7 protein-coding genes are annotated in these 11,995 nt (G+C 69.2%); 3 read left to right on the plus strand and 4 right to left on the minus strand.

Annotation, left to right across the window (positions count from 1 at the left end; genetic code table 11):
- Positions 1–20 precede the first annotated feature (20 nt).
- Positions 21–3,590 carry a YhdP family protein gene (locus tag U742_RS0117795; protein WP_029355449.1) on the minus strand — a complete coding sequence of 1,190 codons (3,570 nt, stop codon included), beginning with the start codon at positions 3,588–3,590 and terminating at the stop codon, positions 21–23.
- Positions 3,591–3,748: 158 nt separating this feature from the next.
- On the opposite strand from U742_RS0117795, the gene bcp reads away from it, so the two are divergent.
- From bcp to U742_RS0117810, 3 genes are all read left to right on the plus strand, one after another.
- A complete protein-coding gene (bcp, locus tag U742_RS0117800; protein WP_029355451.1) occupies positions 3,749–4,216 on the plus strand; it encodes a thioredoxin-dependent thiol peroxidase in 468 nt (155 codons plus the stop codon).
- 129 nt (positions 4,217–4,345) lie between these two features.
- A complete protein-coding gene (locus U742_RS0117805; protein ID WP_051661304.1) occupies positions 4,346–5,554 on the plus strand; it encodes a M23 family metallopeptidase in 1,209 nt (402 codons plus the stop codon).
- Between the two features lie 157 nt (positions 5,555–5,711).
- On the plus strand, positions 5,712–6,770 hold the full coding sequence (locus U742_RS0117810; protein WP_029355456.1) for a methyltransferase domain-containing protein: 1,059 nt from the start codon (positions 5,712–5,714) through the stop codon (positions 6,768–6,770).
- A gap of 14 nt (positions 6,771–6,784) precedes the next feature.
- Here U742_RS0117810 and prfB read toward each other — a convergent pair whose 3' ends face one another.
- The 3 genes from prfB to U742_RS0117825 all read right to left on the minus strand — a co-directional run bounded on the left by prfB (position 6,785) and on the right by U742_RS0117825 (position 11,884).
- Positions 6,785–7,915, minus strand: coding sequence for a peptide chain release factor 2 (prfB, locus tag U742_RS0117815; protein ID WP_051661305.1), 1,131 nt, complete (start codon positions 7,913–7,915; stop codon positions 6,785–6,787).
- A 104-nt stretch (positions 7,916–8,019) separates the two neighbouring features.
- Complete coding sequence (locus U742_RS0117820) at positions 8,020–10,452, minus strand: penicillin-binding protein 1A (protein WP_029355458.1); 2,433 nt, start codon at positions 10,450–10,452, stop codon at positions 8,020–8,022.
- 103 nt (positions 10,453–10,555) lie between these two features.
- A complete protein-coding gene (locus U742_RS0117825) occupies positions 10,556–11,884 on the minus strand; it encodes an N-acetylmuramoyl-L-alanine amidase (protein ID WP_029355459.1) in 1,329 nt (442 codons plus the stop codon).
- Positions 11,885–11,995 lie beyond the last annotated feature (111 nt).

The raw sequence follows: 11,995 nt of genomic DNA on the forward strand, positions 1-11,995 counted from the left end.
ACCGCAGCCGGCACGGATCGTCAGCGCGTCGGCACCACGGCGGGCGGGGTCGGATCGGGCGCCTGGCGGAACTCGAAGATCTTGCGCAGAAAGCCCGGCGCCACCGCCGAGATGGGATTGATGCGCAGCGTCGGCCCGCTCAAAGGCCCGACGATCTCGTAGGTCACGCCGACCAGCCCCTCATTCGGCCCGCCACCGAGGAAGAAGCCGAGCACGGGCAGCTTGCTGAACAGGTTGTTGAGCCCATAGGCCGGCACATAGGTGCCGCGCACGCCGATGCGGTCATTGGCGAAATCGATCTGGCCGTCGAAGGTCGAGCCGATGGTCGGCCCCCAGATCGCGCTTTCCCGTAGCACGAGGCGGCCGGCGGCGCGCTGGAAATCGACCTGGAGCTTGTTGAACACCACGGCGGCGCCCGGCTGCGCGCGCCCGTCGCGGCCGCGATCGCCAGCCGGCGCGGCGGCGATCAGACGGTCGAGCCCCGGCTCGCCGCGCACCACGAAATCGCGCATGTTGATGGTGCCGTCCTGCGGCGCGCCGTCGCCGCGCGGCGCGTCGATGTTGATCCACAGGTCGCCGCCATAGATGCGCGCGTAGAAATCGACAAAGCGCAGCAGCGCGCCGGCGTCGGTGGTCGCGATCTGCAGCATGGGCCGGCCGTTGTCGCGGGCCTTCAGTTCGCCCCGCACGCCGCCGTTGCGGCCGACGAGGGCGCCGAGCGAGAAGGCCCGCAGATCGCCGTTGCGCCGGGACATGCGCAGCACCGCCTGCCGCATCGCCTCGCCATTGTTGCCGGTGACGACGCCGAGATTGACGTCGAGATCGATGTCGGCCGGCTTCTGCTCCTTGTTGCCGGCGATCGGCGCGTCGAGCAGGTTCTTCAGGAAGGCCCGCGCCTCGATCACCTCGCCGCGCACGGTGATCTTCAGGGCGCCGTCGGCGCTCTCTACCTTCACATTGGCCTTGTCGCCGTCGGAGAGCTGGAAGGTCGGCAGGTTGGCCGCCTGCAGCCCACCCTTGCCGTCGAGATCGACCGAGCCGCGGATGTTGACGCCCGAACCGGCGACGACGAGGTCGTTCAACCTGATGTCGTCATTGCTGATGACCGCCTTGGCGGTGAGCTTGGCGGGCTTGCCGGCGGGCTTCGACCAGCCCGGCACCAGCTCGGCGAGCCGGGCGGCGCCGAGATCGATCTCGACGTCGGCGGTCTTGCCGCGCGCATTGATCACCCCGTTCACCTTGATGGCGACCGTGCCCGACAGGCCGGCGAGATCGAGATTCATGCGGTTGCGCGCGGCATCGTCGATATTGGCGGCGACGCGGAATTCGGTGTCGCCGCCGTCGCGCGGCTTCTTCATCTCGAAGCTCGCGGGCGCGCCGGCCAGCTTACCCTCGCCGCGGAAGACCATGGCGGCCGGCGTCGCGAACACCTTCACCGTGGCGTTCTCGAGCTTCTGGCCCTGGAAGATCTTGTCGGCGGAGAAATCGGTCAGGTCGGCCTCGAAGGCGTAGTCGACGTCCTTCTCGCTCATGTCCTGCTTGAGCCGGACATTGACCTGCGCAAGGCCGTTGATGTTGCCCTTCACCGTCGCGGGGTCGAACTGCTGGCCGGACGAGCCGCGTAGCGCTGGGCTCGACATCAGCTCGACGGCGGCCGCAGCGGAGCCTTCGACCTTCACGCTGATCTTCGCCTCGGGATTGACCGGGGCGGTATCGGGCACGTCCAGCACGCTTTCGGGCAGCGAGAGCTTGCGCCCGTCCTGCGTCTCCATCACGGCGTTGGTGGCGACGACGTGGGCGCTGCGTCCGGTGGCCTGGACCGTCACCGTGGCGTCGCGCATCGCCGGAAGGCCCGGCACCGGACGCAGCATGCCCTTGGCGCCGGCGATGTCGATCGACAGGCCTTCCGCGGGCAGCGGGCGGGCCTTGTTGCCGATCGAGTTCAGCGGCGCGGTGAAGCTGATATTGGCGCGGCTGACGTCGCCACCGACCACGTGGTCGAGCACCCAGCGCCGCACGTCCGGCGCCGCGACGATCGGCCAGAGCCGCTTCAGCGCGGTCGCGGACATCGGCGTGCCGGCCACCGAGAGCGACAGCGCCGGATCGGCGGCGCCGAGGTCGAGATTGCCGGCGAGGGTGACGCCGACCGTGCCGGCCTTGAGATCGGCGCGGTCGATGACGAAGCGATGCGCGCCCGGCTCGTAGCGCAGGTCGAACGCCATCCGGTCGAACACCAGAGGCGGCTCCTTCTCGCCATCGGGACCGCCCCCGCCGAGGCTCGCACGCGCCGCCGTCGTGTGCAGCCGCCACGGCTGGCCGGTATCGTCCGGGGCCGTCACCTCCGCAGTCATCTGCAGATCGAGCGGGCCGGCCTGGATGGCGAGCGGCTCCAGCATGAGCACGCGGCGGTCCGGGTCGAAGCGGAACCGCAGGGAGGCCTCATCTATGACCATGAGGCCGGCAGCATCGTCGCCGATCTGCAGCTTGCCGGCCCCCGCCACCAAGGCGCCCTCGGCCGCGAGCACGGTGCCGTCGGCGTCCATGCGGCTCTTGAGATCGAAGGAGAGCGGCGAGGTGGCGATCAGCGGCTCGTCGCCCTTGCCCGCCGCGACCATGAGATCGCGCGGGGCGAGATCGCGCACCTCGATGGTGATCGGCCGCTCGCCATCACCGCGCGAGCCGATCACCGCGCGCGCCGACCAGGGACCGTCGGTGCCGCCGGAGGTGAGGTTCAACGCGACGCCGCCTTCCGGCGGACGCGTCACGTCGAGGCCGATGTGATCGAAGGTCCAGCTACGGCCGCTGATGTCGCTCTGGACGCGCAGGGTGCCGTCCTTGAGGCCGATGCCCGACAGCGACGCCCCGTCGAGCCCGCTGCGGTCGATGGTGTCGGCGAAGGCGGCGAGGCGCTGGAGCTGGGTCGGGTCGAACGGCAGAGCCGGAGCCTTGGCGGGCGCCGGAGCGCCATCCGGCGCGCCGGCCGGCGGCGCGGAGGCTGTCGCCCCCTGCCCCGCGCCCTGAGGACGATGTGCCGAAGGAGGAACCGGCGCCGTCGCATGGAGCGGCTTGGCGCCATGGCCGGTAGCGATGGTGAGCTCGCCCTGCGCGTTGATGCGGACGGTGAGTTCGGCACCCACCAGCTCGATACGCCGCGGGCTGATGCTCCACGGCATGGCCCCGCTCTGCAGCGCCACCTCGGCCTGCGGCGCGCTCGCGATCACCTCGCCGTCCGGATCGCGGACGACGATGTCGCTGACGCGCAGGACGGTCTCCCCCGAATCATTGTCGCCAGCATTGGTGATGGCGCCGATCTCGACCGTCTTGCCGCCGCCGATCCTCTCCTCGAGGGCCTGCACGACATAGGGCCGCGCCATGTCGACGGTGAGCATGCCGGTGGTGAAAAGCGTGTAGAGCCCGCCGCCGGCGGCCAGCAGCAGGATCGCGAAGCCGAGCGCCGACCAGCCGCACATGCGCAGCCAGCGAGGCGAGCGCGGCGACGGCGCGCATGGCCGCGCCACGCGACGCAGCCGGGTGCGCCGCACCGGCCGGGCCGGCGCGTTCGCGTCCTTTCGCGTCGGAGCGGCTTTCATGAGCGGCTCGATTCTCCCCGATGTCCGGCATAGTGTGCCTGCGCCGGCGCTGCTGCGACACTCAAAAGCGATCCTTCCGGCGCGCCCAGCCGCATCGCGCAACGGCATTCACATCCATTCGACGCAAATCCTCGAAAAAGCTGACGAAAGGAAGGCAGATGGCGACAATCGCGGTCGGCGCCGAGGCTCCCGACTTCTCGCTTCCCGGAGCCGACGGCCAAACCGTCACCTTGCGTGATTTTCGCGGCCGCAAGCTGGTCCTCTACTTCTATCCTAAAGCCGGTACCGAGGGGTGCACGCTGGAGGCCCACGACTTCAACCGCCTGCGTGATTCGTTCAAGACCGCCGGCGCAGAGGTGATCGGCGTGTCGGCCGAGCCGGTGAAGGCGATCGCCCGCTTCAGGGCCAAGCAGGACCTCGCCATCCCCCTCCTCTCCGACGAGACGCATGCCCTGCTCGATGCCTATGGCGTGTGGGTGGAGAAGAGCATGTATGGCCGACGCTTCATGGGCATCGAACGCACCACCGTGCTGATCGACGCCAAGGGCCGCATCGCCCGCATCTGGCCGAAGGTGAAGGTCGCCGGCCATGCCGAGGAGGTCCTCGCCGCGACCCGCGAGCTGTGAGCGCGCCGCAACGGGACACCTCCGGACGGACCGTCGAAACCAGCCATTAACCTTAACGGAGTGATGATCCCTGTCGTTGTCCGGCAAGGATTCACGACGCGGAAGATGGTTGGGCGGGAAGTGGTCGGTATGGGGCGTCTTGTCATCTCCTCGCGTCTTGCCCGCCACAAATCCGCGCTGATGATCGGTGGAGCGGTGCTGTGCGGTGCCGTGCTGTTCGCCTGGTCGGCTGCCACCACCAGCTACATCCTGTTCCACGACGACGCCTTGCGCCTCATCAATGATCGCGCGAGCGGCCAGGCCGCCGAGGCGGAGCAGCGCATCACGGAGCTCGAGGCCGAGCTCACCGAGGAACGCACGCGGAAGGCGGTCGAGCAGAAGCGTATGGAGGCGCTGGTCGAGCAGATCCGCCAGCGGCAGATCGCCATCGAGGCGCGCCACGGACTGCTGTCGGACCTGCTCGGCACCGGAGGCTCGGGCCGCGGCGCAGCGAGCGGCACTATGCCGCCCCCCTCCCCCATCTCGGACACGGTGATCCTGGCGCCCGCCGACATGCGCGAGGCTCGTCTGGACCGGAGGGCGGCGCAGCCGACGGTGGCGAAGGCCCCCTCTCCCGAGAAGGACGCGGCGGCGGCCAAGCTGGCCGGTGTGATCGGCGAGCTCGATCGGGTCGAGCGCGAGCAGATGGACCTGCTGAACGGCGCCGAGGAGCGCATTGAGCGCCGCAGCCGGCGGGTGCGGTCGGTTCTGGCCGACCTCGGCCTCAAGGTGCCGCTTCGCCCGCGCGGAGCACCGGCGCTGGCGGCGACGGGCGGCCCCTTCGTGCCGGTGAGCGCGATGGACGACGCCTTCGCCGGGCAGGGCTCGCGGGCGCGGCAGATGGCGGCCGATCTGAAATGGATGGAAGAGCGCATCGACGTGGTGCCGCTGCGCCGTCCGGTGAGCGGCGCGGTCGACACCACCAGCGGCTTCGGCGTGCGGCTCGATCCGTTCCTCGGGCGCGCCGCCTTCCACACCGGCATCGATTTCCGCGGCAATACCGGCGATCCGGCCCGCGCCACCGCGGCCGGCAAGGTGACCAGCGCGGGACGCGAAGGCGGCTACGGGCTGATGGTGGAAGTCGACCACGGCAACGGGCTCTCCACGCGCTACGCGCATCTCTCCTCGATCGCCGTCTCGGTCGGCGATCCAATCGCGCGCGGCCAGATGGTCGGCCGGATCGGCTCGACCGGCCGCTCGACCGGGCCGCATCTCCATTACGAGACGCGCATCAACGGCGAGGCGGTCGATCCACAGCGCTTCCTGCGGGCAGGCGTGAGGCTGGCCGAGGGTAGCTGAGCCCTTCCCGTGACACCCCTGTGCACGGGGCGTATGCTCGCACTGCGGTTTCAAAGCGCGCGACGCTGCCTCTGGCAGCGCTGAAAGCGCCCGCATGATCGTGGCAGCCGGTTCTCCGGCGTTGCAGCCGGCGCCGGCTCCCGGAGGGGAGGACGTCATGGCTGAAGTCAATCAGGAACGTCTCGACCGGTTTCTCGGCGCGATGGTGGCCGACATGGGCGCCGCCATGTCGGCGGCCCTCGTCGTGGTCGGGGATCGCCTCGGCCTCTACAAGGCGCTGGCGAAAGGCCCGGCGACCTCCGCCGAGCTGGCCGAGCGGACCGGCACGGCGGAGCGCTACATCCGCGAATGGCTGTCGGCGCAGGCCGCCGCCGGCTATGTCGCCTATCGCCCGGAGGACAAGCGCTTCGCGCTGGAACCGGAGCAGGCCCTCGTCTTCGCCGACGAGGACAGCCCGGCCTTCCTCGCCGGCTTCGGCGACATCGTGGAGGCGGTATTCCACGACGAGCCCAAGGTCACCGCGGCGTTCAAGAGCGGGCACGGCGTCGGCTGGCACGAGCGCGACCGCTGCCTGTTCTGCGGCACCGAGCGCTTCTTCCGCACCAGCTACAAGCACCATCTGGTGCAGGAATGGCTGCCGGCGCTCGATGGCGTCGTCGAGAAGCTCGAACGCGGCGCCAAGGTCGCCGATGTCGGCTGCGGCCACGGCATCTCGACGCTGCTGATGGCGCAGGCCTTCCCGGCCTCGACCTTCCACGGCTTCGACTATCACGAAGGCTCGATCCTGGAGGCACGCAAGCGGGCGGAGGCGGCGGGCGTCGCCGGCAATACCCGCTTCGAGACGGCGAGCGCCAAGGCGTTTCCCGGCGAAGGCTATGACCTGATCTGCTGCTTCGACTGCCTGCACGACATGGGCGACCCGGCGGGCGCCGCGCGCCACATCTACGAGGCACTGGCGCCGGACGGCACATGGATGATCGTCGAGCCGTTCGCCGGCGACCGGCTGGAGGACAACCTCAACCCGATCGGCCGCGTCTATTACGGCGCCTCGACGATGATCTGCACGCCCGCCTCGCTGTCGCAGGAGGTCGGCCTCGCGCTCGGCGCGCAGGCCGGTCCCGCGCGGCTGAGCGAGACCATAAAGGCCGGCGGCTTCACGAGGGTGCGGATCGCGGCCGAGACGCCGTTCAACCTGATATTGGAGGCGCGGCGCTAGTCAGGGGCGAGACCCTAGTCCACGTCGTCGACGCTCGCCGGGCCGCCGCCATAGGCGCGCTGGGCGAGCGCGGCTTCCATGAACGGATCGAGGTCGCCGTCCAGCACCTCCTGCGGCGTGCCGGTCGAGACGCCGGTGCGCAGGTCCTTCACCAGCTGGTAGGGCTGCAGCACATAGGAGCGGATCTGGTGGCCCCAGCCGATATCGGTCTTGGCGGCCTGATCGGCGGCGGCCTGCGCCTCGCGCTTCTTCAGTTCCATCTCGTAGAGCTTGGCGCGCAGCATGTCCCACGCGGTGGCGCGGTTCTTGTGCTGCGAGCGGTCGCCCTGCGAGACCACCGCGATGCCGGTCGGGATGTGGGTGAGGCGCACCGCCGATTCGGTCTTGTTGACGTGCTGGCCGCCGGCGCCGCCGGAACGCATGGTGTCGACGCGCACATCGGCTTCCTTGATGTCGACGACGATGCGGTCGTCGATCACCGGATAGACGTCGATCGAGGCGAAGGAGGTCTGGCGGCGCGCATTCGAATCGAAGGGCGAGATGCGCACGAGCCGGTGCACGCCCGCCTCGGTCTTCAGCCAGCCATAGGCGTTGTGGCCCTTGACCAGGATGGTCGCCGACTTGAGACCCGCGGTTTCACCGGCGGACTCTTCGATCAGCTCGACCTTGAAGCCACGCCGTTCCGCCCAGCGGGTGTACATGCGCAACAGCATGAGCGCCCAGTCCTGGCTGTCGGTGCCGCCGGCGCCGGCATGGACCTCGAGATAGCTGTCATTGGCGTCGGCCTCGCCGGAGAGCAGCGCCTCGAGCTGCCGGCGTGCGACCTCGGCCTTGAGCTTGCCGAGGGAGGCGGCCGCCTCATCGACGATGGACTGGTCGTCCTCGGCCTCGCCCAGCTCGATCAGCTCGACATTGTCGGCGAGCTCGCGCTCGATGCGCTCCAGCGCGCCGAGGCCGTCCTCCAGCGTACCGCGCTCCTGCATCAGCTTCTGGGCGCGCTCGGGGTCGTTCCAGAGATTCGGGTCCTCGGCGAGGGCGTTCAGCTCGGCGAGCCGCGCCTTCGACCGATCGAAATCGATGTGCTGGCGCAGCAGGCCGGCGGCTTCCCGTATCTCGTCGACGCTCGCGGCGAGCTCGGCGCGCATAATGTTTCACTCTCAACTGGTCGGAGGGCGGCGGAAAATAGAAGGCGCAGGCGGGGCTGTAAACCGCCCCACCGCCAAGCACACCCGGAACAAATGCACCAGGTTCAGTAAAGGCCGCCCGTGCCGCTGCCGCCGACCGCGCGGTCGGCTTCCGGGGTCACCGTCGCCGGCGCCGCGTTGTTGCTGGCGCCGATGATCGAGTAGCTGTCCGGCGGCGCGGTGCCCGGCTTGAAGGCCTCGAGGATCGAGCCCTCGCCCGGGCCGGCACGCATGCCGGTCTTGGGATTGATGCGGATCAGCTTGATGCCGGGCGGCACGCGGAAGGGGATCGCCGGGCGGTCGGCCAGCGCCACCTTCATGAAGTCGCGCACCACCGGCGCGGCGATGATGCCGCCGGTGGAGCCCTTGCCCATCGGCTTCGGGGTGTCGTAGCCGAGATAGACGCCGACCACCATCTCCGGCGTGAAGCCGATGAACCAGGCGTCCTTTTCCTCGTTGGTGGTGCCGGTCTTGCCGGCGATCGGCTTGCCCAGCTCCTTCAGCGCCGTGCCGGTACCGCGCTGCACCACGCCTTCCATCATCGAGGTGATCTGGTAGGCGGTCAGCGGATCGAGCACCTGCTCCCGGCGGTCGACAAGGATCGGCTCGTCCTGGTTCGACCATTTGGCGGCGTCGCAGCCGCGGCATTCGCGCTCGTCGTGCTTGTAGATGGTCTTGCCGTAGCGGTCCTGGATGCGGTCGATCAGCGTCGGTTTGATGCGCTTGCCGCCATTGGCGAACATCGAATAGCCGCCGGCCATCCGGAGCACCGTGGTCTCGCCGGAACCGAGCGCCATGGCGAGCACCGGCAGCAGGTTGTCGTAGATGCCGAAGCGCTTGGCGTATTCCACGACGGTTGGCATGCCGATGTCATTGGCGAGCCGCACGGTCATCACGTTGCGCGACTGCTCTATGCCGAAGCGCAGGGTCTGCGGGCCATAGAACTTGCCGGAATAGTTCTCCGGCCGCCACGTCGCCTGCCCGGCCTGCGCCAGCTCGAAGGGCGCGTCGAGCACGACACTGGACGGCGTGTAGCCATTGTCGAGCGCGGCGGCATAGACGAACGGCTTGAAGGAGGAGCCGGGCTGGCGCAGCGCCTGCGTCGCGCGGTTGAACTGGCTCTCGTCGAAGGAGAAGCCGCCGGCGAGCGCCAGTACGCGGCCCGTATAGGGGTCCATCGCCACCAGCGCGCCCTCGACGCGCGGCTGCTGGCGCAAACGCCACTGGCCGTCCTTGCCGTCGATCGGCTCGACATAGACGACGTCGCCCGGCTTCAGCACGCCGGCGACGCTCTTCTTGCCGCGCAGCGCCCATTTCACGCCGTCGGGAGTGACGAGGCCGATCTCGCGCTGGCTCTGCAGCTCGCCCGAGCGCTCGCGCTTCGGCTGGAGGCCGATGCGCGCCGAGTCGTCGCCCGATTCGAGCACGACGGCGAGGCGCCAGGGGATGTCGGTGAAGGTGCGCACGCCGGCGAGGCGTCCGCCCCAGTCGCCGGAGGTCTCGATGCGGGTGACCGGGCCGCGCCAGCCGCGCTGCTCGTCATAGCGCGTCAGTCCGTCGAGCAGCGCCTTCTTGGCGATGATCTGGAGCTTGGGGTTGAGCGTGGTGCGGACGGAGAGGCCGCCGCCATAGAGCTTGTCCTCGCCATAGCGCTCGAAGATCTCGCGGCGCACCTCCTCGGCGAAATATTCGGCCGAGAAGATGTGGGCGCCGGTCGGGCGCACGGTGACGGCGAGGTCGGTCGCCTTGGCCTGTTCGGCCTGCTCGGCGGTGATGTAGCCGTTCTCGGCCATGCGGTCGATCACCCAGTTGCGGCGGGCGATCGCCGCCTCACGCTCGCGGAACGGGTGATAGTTGTTCGGGCCCTTCGGCAGCGCCGCGAGATAGGCGGCCTCGGCGATCGACAGCTCGTTCACCGACTTGTCGAAATAGAGCAGCGAGGCGGCGGCGACGCCATAGGAGCCGATGCCGAGATAGATCTCGTTCAGGTAGAGCTCGAGGATGCGGTCCTTCGAGAAGGCGCGCTCGATGCGCAGGGCAAGCAGCGCTTCCTTGATCTTGCGGTCGATCGACAGCTCGTTGGTGAGCAGGAAGTTCTTCGCCACCTGCTGGGTGATGGTCGAGGCGCCCTGCGGCCGGCGGCCGGAGCCGTAGTTCTGCAGATAGGCGAAGCCGGCGCGACCGATGCCCATGAGGTCGATGCCGCTGTGCGAATAGAAGTTCTTGTCCTCGGCCGCCAGGAAGGCGTCGATCACCAGCTTGGGGATGTTCTGGATCGGCAGATAGAGCCGGCGCTCCTTGGCGTATTCGGCGAGCAGCGAGCCGTCGGTCGCGTGGATGCGCGTCATCACCGGCGGTTCGTAGTTTTGCAACTGGGAATAATCCGGCAGGTCCTTGGAGAACTTCCAGAGGTAATAGCCCGCGCCCGCGCCGACGAGCACGAACACGATCGTGCCGAAGGCAAACAGAAATCCCAAGAAACGCAGAAGCAGCCGCATGCCGCCCCGACCCCGTTCGCTGCGACGCCGGCGCACGGATGAGCGCCGCTCTTCCGCATGACCGATGTCCGTCCTCGCCCTTGCCGCACCGTGTGCGGGGCAACTATGGCCGTATCGCGGCCGGTTCGGCCCTAACGCCCGCACCCGCCACCGACCGGCCGGCCTGAGCCGGCCCCTGCGGCAGGGCCGCCGGCGACCCGTCCGGAGCGCGGGACGCGAAATAGGCGTCGATCGCCGCCACCATGGCGTCGGTCACCTTAGACCGCCAGTCATCCGATGTCATGAGTTCGAGGTCGCGCGTGCTCGACAAATAGCCGAGCTCGAACAGCACGGACGGCACGTCGGGCGCCTTCAACACCTTGAATCCGGCCGATTTCAGCGGCGATTTGTGCATCCGCGCGGCATTGGCGACGCCGCCGGCCAGGGTGCGGGCGAACTGGGCGGAGAAGTTGCGCGTCTCGCGCTGGGCGAGGTCGAGCAGGATGCCGGCGACGTCGTCCGGCTCCTCGGAGAGATCGAGGCCGGCGATCATGTCGGCCTTGTTCTCGTCGTCGGCAAGGCGCTGGGCTTCGGCGTCGGAGGCCCTGTCGGACAGCGTGTAGATGGTGGCGCCGCGCGCGTCACCAGCCCGCGCCGAGAGCGAATCGGCGTGCAGTGAGATGAACAGCCGCGCCCGGTTGTCGCGTGCGATCCGCACCCGCTCGCCGAGCGGCACGAAGGTGTCGGTCTCGCGGGTCATCACCGGCCGGTAGCGCCCGGTGGCGGCGAGCTTGTCGCGCAGCACCATGGCGATATCGAGCACCACCTTCTTCTCGTTGATGCCCGCCACGGCGTTGATGGCGCCCGAATCGATGCCGCCGTGACCCGGATCGAGCACGATGACCGGGCGCGGATCGCCGGAATCGGCAGCGGTCTCGGAGGGCGGGGGCGCCCGCAGCGCGCGCTGGACCGGAGCCGCGACCTCCTTAAGGAAGCTCGCGCGGTCGGTCTTCACGAGATCGACGACGAGACGCGCCGGCTGGCCATCCACCGGATCGAGCACGAAGGCCTTGTCGATCTTCACCGGCCCGGCGGTGTCGATAACCAGGCGCGCCTTGCCGGGTGCGAACAGGCCGAAACGGTAGGCGGAGATGAGGCCCCTGCCCTCGCTGCCGACCGAGGGCGACAGGGTGAAGATCACGTCGGGCATGTCGACGACGACGCGATAGGGGTCGGCAAGGGTGAAGGCGCCGAGCGGCACGCGGCGCGACAGATCGAGGACCAGGCGGGTACGTTCGTCGTCGCCGGCGACGCGCGCATCCGTCGCGACAGCGGGATCGCCGCCGGCCGGGACCGCCTCGGTGGCCGGTCCGGCCGCCGCCGACGGCGCGACGCCATTGGCAAGGAACGCCGCGAGCAGCACAGCCGCGAGCATCCACGCACGCCCGTTCATCTGTCCCATGCCTCCCTGCCTGAGGTCATATCTATCGAAATAGATGGCGCGGGTTAACCGGCTGTTGAGAGGTCGCTCACGCTTGTGTCACGGCGTGTCCCGACGGCAACG

Source organism: Allobosea sp. 117 (genome assembly GCF_000702305.1).
Lineage (GTDB): Bacteria > Pseudomonadota > Alphaproteobacteria > Rhizobiales > Xanthobacteraceae > Ancylobacter.

Excerpts from the sequence above, each read along its gene's own strand:
- U742_RS0117795 (WP_029355449.1), bottom strand. The coding sequence starts at position 3,590 with ATGAAAGCCGCTCCGACGCGAAAGGACGCGAACGCGCCGGCCCGGCCG.
- bcp (WP_029355451.1), top strand. The coding sequence starts at position 3,749 with ATGGCGACAATCGCGGTCGGCGCCGAGGCTCCCGACTTCTCGCTTCCC.
- U742_RS0117805 (WP_051661304.1), top strand. The coding sequence starts at position 4,346 with ATGGGGCGTCTTGTCATCTCCTCGCGTCTTGCCCGCCACAAATCCGCG.
- U742_RS0117810 (WP_029355456.1), top strand. The coding sequence starts at position 5,712 with ATGGCTGAAGTCAATCAGGAACGTCTCGACCGGTTTCTCGGCGCGATG.
- prfB (WP_051661305.1), bottom strand. The coding sequence starts at position 7,915 with ATGCGCGCCGAGCTCGCCGCGAGCGTCGACGAGATACGGGAAGCCGCC.
- U742_RS0117820 (WP_029355458.1), bottom strand. The coding sequence starts at position 10,452 with ATGCGGCTGCTTCTGCGTTTCTTGGGATTTCTGTTTGCCTTCGGCACG.
- U742_RS0117825 (WP_029355459.1), bottom strand. The coding sequence starts at position 11,884 with ATGAACGGGCGTGCGTGGATGCTCGCGGCTGTGCTGCTCGCGGCGTTC.